Here is a 12866-nt window from a genome sequence, read left to right as displayed (position 1 = left end):
ATGTCCTTTTCGGTTGCTTTCTCACAAGCGTTAGAAATTGCCGGCTATGTGAATGCCAAATCGCAGGATGAGCATTTTGATTATTTAGCCATTCAAAAAATTTCCGAAATGCTCAACATTCCGGTTCCCAGCGTTAAAAAAATCTCGGCGACACTTAAAAAGACTGGTATTCTGACGTCGAAGACCGGGGTCAACGGTGGGTTACGGCTCGCTAAGGCGCCTAAAGAAATTACGATTTATGATATTCTAGTTGCAATTGAGGGGACAACTCCGTTATTTAAGTTGCCTTCAGCTGTAGATAAGACGGCATTTGTCAATCAAGGAAAAGTTGAAAATTGGCTGGAAAATAGTTCCAAGGTGCTTAATCAGGCAGAAACGGCAATGCTGAAGACTTTGAAACAGACAACGCTTGCTGATTTGGATAAGGGCTGAGAACTGGTGGATGGCTAAAATGCTGAAAATAAAAGGATCGAAATCTTATTGTATGAGATTTCGATCCTTATTATTTTCATGGAGAGATGTTTGCTTATTTATCTTTATCAATCAAATCGTGGTATTTGCCCGCTCCACTCTCCAGCTGATTGATCGACTTGCGCAAGACTGCTTGGTTTTCTTTAGCGTAAAATGGATCCGATTGTATTTCGAAAGGAATTTTTTCTTCATTAACAATCGCGCTTGAAAATAAAGTGACTGCATCTGAGTAAGTTAATCCCATACTGCTCAGCAGTTTTTCGGTTTCTGATTTTAGATGGGAATTTATTCTGACTTTAAGGGTCTCTTTTTTCGTGGCTGCCATCTTCATCACCTCTCTAGCTGATTTTAACAGAAGTTGCTATGTAAGTAATGAAATTCAGTCAACAAAAATGTTTCATAACGGACTTACTTGCGTGGCTGAGACCTCAACCGCGTTAATTCATCAACTGAATTGACCGTTGAATATTACTGGCTGCTTTGGTAATTTCGTTGGCAGGCACCGAGTAACCTTTTTGATTGAGCCACTTCGCCAGCCATTGGGTGTTTTCATCAAGACTTGCATTTCTATGGAAGAGAAAATGTTGCAGGATAGTGGCACTTTCGTCCTGACTCAGGCCAATTGTTAACTGGAAAGGTAATTCAAAGTCCGGGTCAGTTGATTTGAGCTGATCAACGATATCGACCATAATACTGTTGATTTGAAACAAAACTGCACGCAATGCCGCCTGACTGTTCGGATCAGGCAATTGAATCTCTTGCCAGTGGTTAGGCATGAATTTGACCTCCTCATAGTTAAACATGAACCATTTTCGATAAGCTTGGGTCATTCGCAAAACGAAGTCAGCTGGCATTTCATAAATGTTGTCTTTAAGCCAGCTGTTAAGCCAAGCTTGATTAGCGGTAAGACTGCCGTTATGGTGATTGCGAAAATAGGTCGTTAGTATTTGGTGTTCTGCTTCAGTCAGATCAAGATTTTCGATGAAGAACCCTGGTCGAGCAAATTGAAAACTTTCACCTTGGATTTTATCAACTAAACTGTCCAGTCCAACAGTTATTTGGTATAGCGCAGCTTGAAGCTTTTCTTCGGATTGGGGATTAGGTAACTTGATGTCAAGATAGCTGGCGGGCATTCGAAAAACTCACTTTCTATTTTTATACCGAATGAGATGTGGTGAAGGCATCCTTCACCAGAAACGTGATAACAATCGCAATGGTTCCCGGCCAGTAGGTTTGGGGAACAATGCCGAAAAATAAGTAAAAGGAAACCAAAATACCGATTGCGGTTAGGCCGGCACCTAGCTTAGTGATTTGGTGATGTTTGGGATCGTAGCTGGGATGTTTCTGGTACCAATATTTGAAGCTGAAGTAATGGGTCGGCCAGATGATAATCGCAATTAAGGCCAGAACGCTAGTGATATTGTTTAGGGCTTGGAGGCCCTGAATGCCTTGAAAGGTCTGGTTGGCCCATTCCTGAATATTCAGTAAGCCAAAAATGATGAGGACAGGGATGTTGCGGAGAAGGCTGTATTTCCAAGCCATTTAGTGGCCTCCTTGACGGACTCGAACCCAATTAGTGGTCGTAAAGACATCCTTAAGAAGAAATGTCATAATCAGCACGATTATAGTTGGTAAGTAGGCAGCCAATTGTGTGCCAAAAAATAACAGTGCAGCCCCAATTAGGCCAAAGCCAAGAATTACGTAGCCGAGCTTCGTCAGTTGACGATTGGCTGGATTATATTCGGGATGTTGGTTGAACCACCGCTTGAAGATAATACTATAAACGCCCCAAAGTAAGCCAGTGATGAGTAAGAGAATCAACATGATATGAAGGGGAACGGGAGTCAGTTGTTGAATCATAATTAAGGCAAAAATCAAAAATTCGGGAATATTGTTGAGAAGACTGTATTTAAAAGCAACTATCATGCGTTTCGCTCCTTTCTAATTGGCGTCTTAACCCCTTCTACGACGATTGCGATGATCGTGACAACCAGAAAGAAAAGCTCACCATTTTGAAGCAGTGAAAATGAAACGAGGGCCCACAAAATAACTGCTCCAACGATTATGCTGAAGTTGGCGGCTAACGTGAACGTTCGATTGGCTCGAGCGTATTCAGGATGTTGTTTGAAGTATCGCTGGCCAAAGGTGTTGCTGATGATCAATTGGACAATGATCGTACCGGCAATCAAAATGATCAGGTTGATCAGATCATTTGTCCCAAATAATTGGATAATCGGGTACAAAATTAAGATGGAGTACATTAAGTAGTTCGTAATGAGGACATATTTTAAATCAAATTTCACGGCAACAAACCTCTTTATCAAATAAAATTTCCCCAAGCCCCTCAAAATAGTTGTTAATAGCGTATCATGAATAACCGGATTGTTGCAAACAACCCAAACGTGGTAAACTTTGAGTATTCAAATGAGACCACTAGGGGTGCTAAATGCTGAGATGGCGCAACGCCAATCCCTTTGAACCTGATTTGGTTAATACCAACGTAGGGAAGTGACAGAATTGAGAATAACATGTGCCAAGTCCGGTAACGGTTTATTTGAAAATTTTTGCAAGAGGAGTTTTACCCAATGAAATTTTCACAACAGTTACTGGAAGCCGGTCAACCAATTTTACAAGAAATCTACAAGCATCCATTTGTCGAAGGCATCGGCAATGGTGATTTGCCGAAAGAAGCCCTGACATTTTATGTTGGCCAGGATTATAACTACCTGAATGCCTTTATTAAGGTCTACGCGGCGGCCATTGAAAAGTCGGAAACCCGGGCAGACATGGCAATTTTTGCCAAACAAATTGATTTTATTTTAAATAGTGAAATTCACCCCCATCACAATTTCTGTAACGTTGCTGGGGTGAAATATGAAACTTTGCAGCACGAACCACAAGCACCCGGCACTTATTTGTACAACGAGCACATGTATCGAGCAGCGCGAACTGGCGACTTGATCGATATTGTGGCCGCCATGACACCGTGTCCGTGGACGTACTTGGAAATCGCAAACCGGTTTGTGAAGCAAGGCAAGAATACTGACGATAACGTCTTTAAGCCGTGGATCGACTTTTACGCGGATATGGGCGATAGCGAGGACAGCATTCTCCAACAAATGTATGATTTGATTGATCGGGAAGCCGTGAAGTACGACCAGCACCGTTTGGACATTGTTAAGGAAGAATTCCTCAAGAGCTGTGAAATGGAATGGCGCTTCTGGGATCAAGCTTATAAGCAAACGGGTTGGCAGTTTGTGAAACCGATGAAGCAGTATTATTAAACACACAGAAAAAACTTCGAGATTGAATCCTCGAAGTTTTTTTGAACGGTTGTTTAGGACAGCTCCTCCAAGCAGCAATCTGCATGTAAGCACCTCTAAGACAAATTCCAAACCCAGAATTTATCTTAGAGGAGACTTACACTCCGATTGCTAATCGCTTGGATCCGCTCACTTAGCTTTTGCGACGTCGGCGGAATTTCGCCAAGCCAAGCAATCCTAACATAGACAATCCAAGTACCGCTAACCAGTTTGTGGTGTGCGTGTCACCGGTTTGTGGCAACATGGACGCTGTTTTGAGTTCTTGATCCTTTTGAGTGGCGTCAGTAGAAGCGGATGCAGGCTTAACCGCATCATTGCTACTGTACTTGAATGTGCTACCACCCTTGGCATTCAATGCTTGAAGGCCAGTGCCAGTTGAGCCGGAACCATTTGCACCAGAACCAGGGTTGCTCTTGAGGTAGAGCACACCGTCCTTCTTGCCAGTTGAAGTCTTACCAGTCTTGTTGCTTGAACTGGTTTTCTTCTTGCTGTTACCCTTCTTGTCGTCAGATGGGAGCGCTTGTGGAAGCTCGATGTCATCTTCGGGAGTGGTTGGGGTATCAGGAGTTTGCGTTTCTGGTGTTGGAGTAGTTTCTTGTGTTGGTGGTGTTACCTCTGGATCAGGGATTGGATCTGGATCCGGAATGGATGGACCTGGTCCTCCAGGGTTACCCGGTCCTCCTGGTCCAGGAGGCGTAGTTTCGGTTACTTTTACACCGTAGCGTTCGTTCATGGCGTAGGTATAAACTGGTTTGTCAAGTTTAGCATAGTGTTCGTGTTGACCGTAAATGTATAAGGTTTTTCCTTCTTCAACGTATGCATAATTTACATTGGCTGCATAAACGTGAAGTCCCTTTATGCCGCCCTCACAAGTGGCAAGATCAGATGGGAACCCTTTTAAGTTCTCGGTTGTTTTGAGCATATAAGTTACCCCGTTTGCTATAAATGGCTGTGTAGGATTTTTATATGCTTTTTCTAAAAGATCCTTTTCCTTATTCCCTTGTGTTTTTAAGAAGTAGCTTGTAATTTCCGGGCCCAAAGCATCTTTTGCTTCTTCATATTCGGCGTATTCAAAAGATTCAGTATCCAAGGCTTCGAATGTTAGTTCCCCATTATCATCGGATACAAGTTTATAAATAATTCCTTGATTGTCCTCGAATAAAGTCACTTGATTCTCCTGGGAAATAGGGAGCCCAGTAGGCTTGTAATATTGCTTCCCTGTTGCTTTCGATTCGAAAGATGGAATACCGGTTGGTGGTGTACCTGACTTAATAATTTTGAAGTTTTTCCATTCGGTTGCATCAGGATATTCAGCCAAGTAGGTTTGCAGGTTATTTATGTCTTCCGCATTTGTATAACCAAATTGAACCGCACCCTCACTCCTTGCAGCATCAACTTCATCAGTAACTTTATCAGCAAAACTAGTACCGTCAAACCTATAAAACTGCCCATCGTTTCTTTGAATAACATAAGTAGACTCGATATCATCAGGGACATCCTCATCATCAGACTTGAGATAATAATTGGTAAGGAGTGCAGTGCCTTCATCAGAGATAACGGGTGGTTGGTCATCCGCATGGAGAACAATCATATATGACCGAACGTTATCATCCCCATCTGCAACAGCTTTCTTTAAAGCTTCAATGTTGTCATGGGTTTCTGACAGATACTTTGTCTTCAGCACCCGTGCATCATCAGCTTGTTTAATCTGAGCCAGTAGTCCAGGATTATTTTCCTCAGTAATCTTGACAAACTCTCCCTCTCCTTCTGGATCATTTGCGTTATAAGGTTCAAACAAAAGGGCTTCGTATACAGTTTCTTTTGTTTGAGGGTTAACCGTAGGAACTCGGTAAATAATAAAGCGTTCATCGTTTTCACCAGTTGCTTTTTCCCAAAGAACAAGCTTTTTCTCAGTGGTTGTTTCTTTTGCTTGCTTACTTGTTTTGTCTTGAGATTCCGAGTCTTTCTTAGGCTGATTCTGTTTGTCAGGAGCGGATGATGATTTATCCTGATCCTTAGCGGGTGTTTCGGATTTTTCTGGGGCACCGTTATTAACTGTACCCGTGTTTCCCGATTTCTGACCACCGTTATCTGCGGGTGCCTGTGGAGCTGGTGCCGGAGTACTCTCCTGAACTGGTGCTTGTGGCGACTGTTGCACAGGGGCTTCTTGACTTCCCTGATCTACCTGGCCACCTGTTGTTGCGCCAGTTTCTTGTTGCGTTGCGCCAGATGTTTGACCTGCACTTGGTTGAGTCGTCTCAGCTGGCGTTGTGGCCGTCGAACCAGTTGGCTGACTAGTTTCAGCTGTTTCATTAGTTTCAGTCGGCTGAGTAGTTCCTGTTGGGGTAGTTGCTGCTCCTGTATCAGTCCCAGTGTCAGCTGTTCCAGCATTTCCGTACGCCTGTGGAGCTGACGTATCAGTTGTTGTCGACTCAACTGGCGGTGGTGATTGGAACGTTGTCTGATCGGTTGTTCCGGTATTAGTATCGCTGGCAGTCAGCTGATCAGTTGTAGCGGCTCCAGCGTTTGTTGTTGGAGTAGTGGCAACCTTTTCGTCGGCGTTTACGTTAGCTTGGTCGAGGCCGGTTGTCGTTGCAAGTCCAACGAGGGCACCGGTTGCCAATAGTAGTTGTGTCTTTAGTCGTTTATTCATAATTGAATCCTCCAAAATATATGAGATTTTTTAATGCATCTCGTATATTAGCAATGACTTATGAATATTATTTGAATGAAATGAGAAATAAAATATTAAATTATAAATTGGTTAACTTATTCCTAATGAGACGCGGTTTGCGAATTCCAATTAATTTTGTTTCGCGTAAAAATGAATGATCATTCTGTTGACATCGTCGATTTTAGCGGGTAATTACTAAGAATAACCGATTAGTCATGGTATTATTAAAGAAAGTTTTAGGACAGCTCCTCCAAGCAGAAGTCTACGCGTAAGCACCACTGAGAAAAATTCCAAAAGCGGGAATTTCTCTCAGCGGCGACTTACGCTCCGACTTCTAAGCGCTTGGATCCACTCACTTATATTAGGAGGCAATCAAAATGTTGGCAATTCAACATCTCCACAAACAGTTTGGCTCAGTGACGGCACTGGATGACGTTAGTTTTAACGTGCCGGCTGGGCAAATCACTGGCTTAATCGGCCAAAATGGTTCCGGCAAATCGACGACCTTTCATAGTATCTTGAACTTTTTGAAGTATGACGGCACCATTCGCTGGCAGGGCAAGCCGGTAACTGAATCAGTGTTTGACGAAATCGGCTATCTGCCAGAGGAACGGAGCTTGATGCCAAAGCTGACCATTGAGCAGCAGATCGTTTACTTGGCCAGGTTGAAGAACAAACCAGCTAGAGAAATTCGCCCGCAAATCGATCACTGGCTTGAGAAGTTTGCGGTTAAGGGCAAAAAGAACGATCAAATTAAAAGCTTGTCAAAGGGAAACCAGCAGAAAGTCCAATTGATTGTGACGCTGATTCATCATCCCAAGCTCATCATTTTAGATGAACCATTTAGCGGCCTTGATCCGGTGAATGCGGATTTGCTGCAAAATGCGATTTTGGAAGCCAAACAGCAGGGTGCAGCGATTATCTTTTCCAGCCATAACATGGCGAACGTCGAAAGCGTTTGTGATCGGCTTGTGATGCTGCGAACTGGGGATCTGGTCCTAAACGGCACGATTAGTGAAGTGCGCGATCAATTTGGTAAGTCAGAGGTCTACGTCACCACTGCTTGGAGTGAGGCCCAATTAAGCGAGTTGCCCCACGTTGTCCAAGTGACCCACATCAGGGGCCAACGTTATGTCTTGCGGCTGGATGATCCAGCTGCCGGGCCCGAAATCTTTGATCAATTAACCAAAGGCCACTATATTGAAGAATTCAGCCAACAGCCGCCGACACTTGACGAGATTTTCAGAATGAAAGCGGGGATTAATCATGAATAAAACTTGGATTGTGGCCGCTGAAACCTATTTGCGGCAAGTTAAATCGTGGAGCTTTGTGATTTTAGTTCTGTCACCGTTTTTACTGCTGGGAATTTCGTTGGGGGTTGGCTACATGAGTGCGGCTACTGGTAGCGATCAACAGCGGATTGCCGTTGTTTCGGATCAGCCAGCGCTGCGGCAGCAATTTGTTAACCAAAATAAAGATGACGTGAATGCCAAAGTGCAAACCGTCGCCGCGGCGAAGCAAAAGATGACGAAAAATAATCTGGCGGGCTATCTCGTTTTAGCCACCGATAAGAATCACGTTTCGGCAGTTTATCATTCTGATGATGCCATCGATTCATCTTTGAAGACGCAGGTTACCGGTTTTCTTGGCAAAGCCCAACAAACGTTGAATGTTCAAAATGCCAAGCTAAGCGCCAAACAGTTGACAGCTTTATCCCAGCAGCCGGCGTTTCAACAGAAAATTAAAAAACAATCCGGCGGCTCCAACATCGCCAAGATTGCCTCATTTTGGATTATTGTCGTGATGGTTTACATGATTATGATCACGTATTCGTCAGTCACTGCGCAAGAAATTGCTTCCGAAAAGGGCACTAAGATCATGGAAATTATTTTTTCCAGCACCAAGGCGTCCAAATACTTTTTTGGCAAGATCATTGGCGTGATGATGGTCATTCTGACTCAGATTGTCGTCTACCTGGTCGGCGGGTTCGCGTTCTTTGAAGTTGCCATGCAACTCGACAAGATTAAGGATTTCATTGATCAAAATCAGTCGCTGGTTAAGTCGATTATTGGTAACTTGTTGAACGTTAACCTATTATTTGTGTTCCTTGGTGTGGTGATTTACACAATTGTCTCGGCATTCAGTGGTGCATTGGTTGCTAAAGCCGAAGACGCTCCTAAAGCCGCCCAGCCGGCCATTTATCTCAGCATGGTTGCGTTTTTCCTAACGATTCCATTTGAAAGCAACTCAGAGGCGCTGATTGCCAAAGTGTTGTCCTACGTGCCATTCTTCTCGTCGTACTTTATGCCACTGAGAATCATCAACGGCAATGCCAGTGGGCTGGAAGTCAGTATGTCATTGCTCATTCTCATTGTCAGCATTGGACTTCTCATGATGTACATTAGTCGCATCTATGAAGGGCTGATCTTGCAAACTGATGATACTGGCTTTTTCAAACGATTGCGGCGAGGGTTGAGCTATCAAAAGTGATTTTATAATGATGAACTGAGGAGACTGGGACAGACGTTTTGATCCTGGCCTCCTTTTTTTGCGGATAATTTCAAAAATGCACACATTTGTTCCCCTGATTCTGGTATAATAATTAGGCTGATATTAGGAGGAAACATAAAATGAGAAAACGATTAACGTGGTTGGCTCTGATCGCATTCGGTCTCTTGATCGGTGGAGCTGGTCGCTCTGTTTCGGCAAGTACCGTCACAACCGAACAACAGGTTTCAACCACTCAATACGTCTGGACAAAGGTAAGCCATCGAAACTCGGCGATCGCCTATCATCCAAAGACCACAAAGTCGGTTTATTTGTGGAACCAGCTGCATACGCAACGACTACATAATTTGAGAAACTATCCCACGACAACTTGGTATGTCAAAAACAGCGTTGTCATGCAACATGACGGCGTTAGTCACGTTTATTACGAGCTCTATAATCAACACAATAGCGTCAGTGGGTATGTGTGGCGTGGCTATCTCACCAAGGGGATTAATCCAAAGCAAACAGGGATTTCGGATTTATCCAAAATGGCCTATACAAAAACAGAATGCTACCAATTTTTCAAAGATAACTTGAAAATGTTGGCAAGCTTGCCGCAGACGGAGTTTCAGGACTTAATCATCAATCAAGTGAAGCAAGATCTAAAGGGTAAGGGGACCAATAGCCAGCAACTGAATATGATGGCAAAATTGTTGGCCACTTCAAATATGAGCTCGCGGGATGCTGCCGCAAATGCCAATATTTTGAATTATGCGACTGTCAAATTTGCGGTGAAGGATGTGAATCCAGCCGTCATCACAAACTACGAGGCATATTGGAAGGCGGACCAAAGAACTCAAGCGTTGACTTATTATGTCAAAGCGGTTGAAAGCCAGCTGAGAAGTCTAGTGGCCGATTCTGGTAATCGGGATTATGGCTTGTACCTTGTCCCGACGACTTCACGAGACGCTTGGAAGCCTAAAGTCATGATGGTGGTGGAATGATGAGCACGATTAATTTGGACGATTTTTTAGCAGCAGGAACTCACAAATTAACTGAGAACCCGGGATTTCAGTTGGAATACACCAAGGTTGCCATTGCCGCAACCGTGATGAAAGCCAGAGAAGCGCAGGGCTTGTCGCAAGCAGCCCTGGCGAAGAAAGCGGCTTTACCATTGGCCACAGTTGTGAAAATCGAAAAGGGCAGCAATACCACAATTGAGACCCTGAGCCGGATTGCTTCGGCGCTGGGGAAGACGCTTCAAATCACGGTGAAGTAGGGTTAAACAAATTCAATAAAATCCATGGGGTGGGATCGGAACAATTAGTGATTTGATCCCAGAATTTAACGAAAAGAACCAATTATTCCTGATTGAATAGTTGGTTCTTTTTGTTAAATGGCGGGGATCAGCCGTTTGGCGCAACTTTTTTCAATATAGGGATAGAAAGTTACGTTGCTTTTTTTAAAATTTTGCCGACTAGTATCTGAGCCACTCTTTATCAAAATGGCCAGCATCAGCAAGAATTGGTTGATGGCTCAGCCGCTTATTGGCTATTGAAATTTCCTAATAAACCTTTAAGATTATAATAAAAAGCGATTGACCCCAAATGGGGGGTGATAACATGTTAAATACGGATCACACTAATTTTTCATGTTCTAATCTGGCCGTGGCAAAGAAAGGAAACGCTCATGATCAAAAAGCTCTATGCGCTTAGTAAGTTCGAGACCAATATTGTTTTGAGTGACAAAGCAATTTTTCTGTTCACCTTGTTATTTCCGACAGTTTATTTCCTGTTCAATGCGTTTACCGCTAACAGCGTTCATTCGGTTCGCAATTTCTACGATGTGATTCCGGGCTTTTGGACCTACATGGTCCTGGTGGGCGTCATCAACCAAATTACTTCGGCGATCGTCACAATGCGGGAGAATAACTTTTTGAAGATGTTTACCTTTATCGCCGGTGATAAACGGCTGATTTACTATGCCAACTTAATTCCCCAGATCTTTATTATTCAAGCTGAAATTTTAATCTTTGATGTGGTGGCGGCGCTTGTTTATCGAGTCGATCCAGCTGTTATCGAATTTATGGCACTGACTTGGCTGGCCAACTTCCTGATTATTCCAATTGTTTCATTTTTCACCAGTCTGATTCTTCTTGCCCCGGTTAAGGTCCAAACGATGGGCGCCCTGATGACGGGCTACGTCTTTTTAGGGTTGGCCTTGGCTTATATTTCGACTGGATCATTTGCTCTAAACACTGTCTTGGCTGCGATCAATCCCGGTAACTTCATTATCCGAGCATACATCCTGATGATTCCCGGCGTTCCTCATCACGTCAGCTATTTAGTGATGTTGGCAGTGGTGGCGGTCGTATACACGATTGTGAGCAACGTGGTTATCTCGCACATGAGCCTCAATTCGTCTACCAGTCGGGCTTAAAGGAGAAATAGGATGGAAATTACACATTTCAGCTGTCAGTTACCTGATGGCAGACAGTTATACGATGATTTGAACGCGAACTTTGCGGATGACAAAGTAAACGTTTTGCTGGGCCCAAATGGCGCCGGTAAGACAACATTATTAGATTTCATTTCAACGGTTAATCCGCGACCCGCCGAGAACTTTGTTGGGTTTCCGGACTTCAAACAAATTGCTTATCAGCTGCAGGGAGTTCCTTTCATGGCTGAAGCAACCGTGTTTCAAACATTCAAAATGGTGATGGCAATCGAAAACACAAACCAGCAGTTTTCGATTGCCGATTTGCCAGATGGCCTCACAAAAGTTGCAAATACTAAATTTGGTAAACTTTCCGGTGGCCAGAAACGGTTGGTGATTATTGACATCATTTCCCGTTTGAATCGCGAACTGTATCTTTTTGATGAACCAGAAAGTGGTTTGGATCCAAAAATGGCGAACCGCGCTATTGGCAAAATTCATGAATTGAATCAACAAGGCAAGAAGGTAATTATGACCTCCCACCAATTTCAGAATATTACGAGCGATGATTATAATTTGTTATTTCTAGAGAATGGCAAAATTCGGTTTACGGGAACGCCGGCTGAGTTTCTGGAAGACCAACGGACCGACAATCTCGTTGATGCATATATCAAGCAGGATGGTATGACCGGGTAAGGGTGATTTTCAAAATTTATCACATCGGCGCAGGTATAATCTGGTAAAATAAATAGGGACGGCCGCAAAGATAGCTGCCCCACATTATTTCAAAGGAGTTTTATCGTGTTAGCCAACCTCAAATTACACCGATCAACTTACATATTTTTAGCTATCTGGGCGGCCTTGGCAATTGTCTTCTGTGCCATGACATATAAAGCCCAGCCACTCACCGTCACATTTATGAGAAACGATAGTCGAATCTTACAAGGGTTGCTGCGGGGGATTATTCTGTTGGCCGTTTACGTGGTATTCTCACTGATTCCATACCGCTTTGCAGTCCTGATTCCCAACCTGGCCTATTTTGGCTTGCTGGTTACCTATATCTGGCAGCTCGTGTTTATCGCGATGGGCAGCAGTATGGCTGGCATTGGGGCTGATTTTGCGTTCGTCATCGTGTATGCATTATTGGTCTATTGTGCGACGATCACGGCCTTTCAAATTATCGAGCGGGTCAAATCCAGCCGCAGTGTTTATTATTTCCATAAATGGTCCAAAACCACTAAGAAGGTATTATTCGCCCACTGGTTGCCGCTGATTGTCTTGATATGTGGCTACGCGTTTCTTTGGGCGACGGTTAATCCGGGATAACCCATTGTCTTTGATGGCTTATCACAAGCTTGAGTGGGACGAAAGGCGATTTGATCCCAGCATTTAAGTGAAAAAAGTAATGCATTCTGGTTTGAACTGAACCCCTTGAATTGGAGAAATCTAATTCAAGGGGTTTTATTATGTTT

15 protein-coding genes and 1 riboswitch are annotated in these 12866 nt (G+C 43.6%); of the genes, 9 read left to right on the top strand and 6 right to left on the bottom strand.

What is annotated here, in order from left to right; genetic code table 11:
- Window positions 1–432, top strand: coding sequence for an RrF2 family transcriptional regulator (locus FD12_RS06020; RefSeq protein ID WP_056982194.1), 432 nt, complete (start codon window positions 1–3; stop codon window positions 430–432).
- A 94-nt stretch (window positions 433–526) separates the two neighbouring features.
- On the opposite strand, the gene FD12_RS06015 is transcribed toward FD12_RS06020, so the two are convergent.
- From FD12_RS06015 to FD12_RS05995, 5 genes are all read right to left on the bottom strand, one after another.
- Window positions 527–796, bottom strand: a complete 270-nt coding sequence (locus FD12_RS06015; RefSeq protein WP_056982192.1) for a type II toxin-antitoxin system RelB/DinJ family antitoxin — start codon at window positions 794–796, stop codon at window positions 527–529.
- Window positions 797–908: 112 nt separating this feature from the next.
- On the bottom strand, window positions 909–1604 hold the full coding sequence (locus FD12_RS06010) for a hypothetical protein (protein ID WP_054748136.1): 696 nt from the start codon (window positions 1602–1604) through the stop codon (window positions 909–911).
- 22 nt (window positions 1605–1626) lie between these two features.
- Window positions 1627–2013, bottom strand: a complete 387-nt coding sequence (locus tag FD12_RS06005) for a hypothetical protein (protein ID WP_054748138.1) — start codon at window positions 2011–2013, stop codon at window positions 1627–1629.
- Window positions 2014–2397, bottom strand: coding sequence for a hypothetical protein (locus FD12_RS06000; protein ID WP_056982190.1), 384 nt, complete (start codon window positions 2395–2397; stop codon window positions 2014–2016). It abuts the gene before it with no gap.
- Entirely contained in the window at window positions 2394–2774 is a 381-nt protein-coding gene (locus tag FD12_RS05995; RefSeq protein ID WP_054748142.1) for a hypothetical protein, read from the bottom strand. Before FD12_RS05995 ends, FD12_RS06000 begins: the two co-directional genes overlap by 4 nt.
- Window positions 2775–2896: 122 nt before the next feature.
- A riboswitch (TPP riboswitch) is annotated at window positions 2897–2995 on the top strand.
- A gap of 61 nt (window positions 2996–3056) precedes the next feature.
- Between FD12_RS05995 and tenA the strand changes: the two genes are divergently transcribed.
- Complete coding sequence (gene tenA / locus FD12_RS05990; protein WP_056982188.1) at window positions 3057–3755, top strand: thiaminase II; 699 nt, start codon at window positions 3057–3059, stop codon at window positions 3753–3755.
- Between the two features lie 172 nt (window positions 3756–3927).
- Here the strand turns inward: tenA and FD12_RS05985 are convergent, their stop codons facing one another.
- Complete coding sequence (locus tag FD12_RS05985; protein ID WP_054748144.1) at window positions 3928–6447, bottom strand: LPXTG cell wall anchor domain-containing protein; 2520 nt, start codon at window positions 6445–6447, stop codon at window positions 3928–3930.
- 398 nt (window positions 6448–6845) lie between these two features.
- Here FD12_RS05985 and FD12_RS05980 point away from each other — a divergent pair, with 398 nt between their 5' ends.
- The 7 genes from FD12_RS05980 (at window position 6846) to FD12_RS05950 (ending at window position 12720) form a co-directional block, all read left to right on the top strand.
- A complete protein-coding gene (locus tag FD12_RS05980; RefSeq protein WP_054748146.1) occupies window positions 6846–7742 on the top strand; it encodes an ABC transporter ATP-binding protein in 897 nt (298 codons plus the stop codon).
- Window positions 7735–8958, top strand: a complete 1224-nt coding sequence (locus tag FD12_RS05975; protein ID WP_056982187.1) for an ABC transporter permease — start codon at window positions 7735–7737, stop codon at window positions 8956–8958. The genes FD12_RS05980 and FD12_RS05975 overlap by 8 nt, the downstream gene beginning before the upstream one ends.
- A 140-nt stretch (window positions 8959–9098) precedes the next feature.
- On the top strand, window positions 9099–9962 hold the full coding sequence (locus FD12_RS05970; RefSeq protein WP_056982185.1) for a hypothetical protein: 864 nt from the start codon (window positions 9099–9101) through the stop codon (window positions 9960–9962).
- Complete coding sequence (locus FD12_RS05965; protein WP_056982184.1) at window positions 9962–10237, top strand: helix-turn-helix domain-containing protein; 276 nt, start codon at window positions 9962–9964, stop codon at window positions 10235–10237. The genes FD12_RS05970 and FD12_RS05965 overlap by 1 nt, the downstream gene beginning before the upstream one ends.
- A gap of 410 nt (window positions 10238–10647) precedes the next feature.
- Window positions 10648–11397, top strand: a complete 750-nt coding sequence (locus FD12_RS05960; RefSeq protein WP_054748156.1) for a hypothetical protein — start codon at window positions 10648–10650, stop codon at window positions 11395–11397.
- 12 nt (window positions 11398–11409) lie between these two features.
- Window positions 11410–12090: an AAA family ATPase gene (locus tag FD12_RS05955; RefSeq protein WP_054748158.1), complete on the top strand. Its 681-nt coding sequence runs from the start codon at window positions 11410–11412 to the stop codon at window positions 12088–12090.
- 105 nt (window positions 12091–12195) lie between these two features.
- A complete protein-coding gene (locus FD12_RS05950) occupies window positions 12196–12720 on the top strand; it encodes a hypothetical protein (RefSeq protein ID WP_056982182.1) in 525 nt (174 codons plus the stop codon).
- Window positions 12721–12866: the final 146 nt, after the last annotated feature.

The organism is Lentilactobacillus rapi DSM 19907 = JCM 15042, assembly GCF_001436255.1.
Classification (GTDB): domain Bacteria; phylum Bacillota; class Bacilli; order Lactobacillales; family Lactobacillaceae; genus Lentilactobacillus; species Lentilactobacillus rapi.
The sequence above is the reverse complement of the archived record's forward strand: the minus strand, read 5'-3'. Positions and strand labels throughout refer to the sequence as shown.

What these genes read in the sequence shown, in the direction of transcription:
- FD12_RS06015 (WP_056982192.1), bottom strand. Translation starts at nt 796, where the DNA reads ATGGCAGCCACGAAAAAAGAGACCCTTAAAGTCAGAATAAATTCCCAT.
- FD12_RS05975 (WP_056982187.1), top strand. Translation starts at nt 7,735, where the DNA reads ATGAATAAAACTTGGATTGTGGCCGCTGAAACCTATTTGCGGCAAGTT.
- FD12_RS06005 (WP_054748138.1), bottom strand. Translation starts at nt 2,013, where the DNA reads ATGGCTTGGAAATACAGCCTTCTCCGCAACATCCCTGTCCTCATCATT.
- FD12_RS06010 (WP_054748136.1), bottom strand. Translation starts at nt 1,604, where the DNA reads ATGCCCGCCAGCTATCTTGACATCAAGTTACCTAATCCCCAATCCGAA.
- FD12_RS05955 (WP_054748158.1), top strand. Translation starts at nt 11,410, where the DNA reads ATGGAAATTACACATTTCAGCTGTCAGTTACCTGATGGCAGACAGTTA.
- FD12_RS05960 (WP_054748156.1), top strand. Translation starts at nt 10,648, where the DNA reads ATGATCAAAAAGCTCTATGCGCTTAGTAAGTTCGAGACCAATATTGTT.
- FD12_RS05985 (WP_054748144.1), bottom strand. Translation starts at nt 6,447, where the DNA reads ATGAATAAACGACTAAAGACACAACTACTATTGGCAACCGGTGCCCTC.
- FD12_RS06000 (WP_056982190.1), bottom strand. Translation starts at nt 2,397, where the DNA reads ATGATAGTTGCTTTTAAATACAGTCTTCTCAACAATATTCCCGAATTT.
- FD12_RS05965 (WP_056982184.1), top strand. Translation starts at nt 9,962, where the DNA reads ATGAGCACGATTAATTTGGACGATTTTTTAGCAGCAGGAACTCACAAA.
- FD12_RS06020 (WP_056982194.1), top strand. Translation starts at nt 1, where the DNA reads ATGTCCTTTTCGGTTGCTTTCTCACAAGCGTTAGAAATTGCCGGCTAT.
- FD12_RS05980 (WP_054748146.1), top strand. Translation starts at nt 6,846, where the DNA reads ATGTTGGCAATTCAACATCTCCACAAACAGTTTGGCTCAGTGACGGCA.
- tenA (WP_056982188.1), top strand. Translation starts at nt 3,057, where the DNA reads ATGAAATTTTCACAACAGTTACTGGAAGCCGGTCAACCAATTTTACAA.
- FD12_RS05970 (WP_056982185.1), top strand. Translation starts at nt 9,099, where the DNA reads ATGAGAAAACGATTAACGTGGTTGGCTCTGATCGCATTCGGTCTCTTG.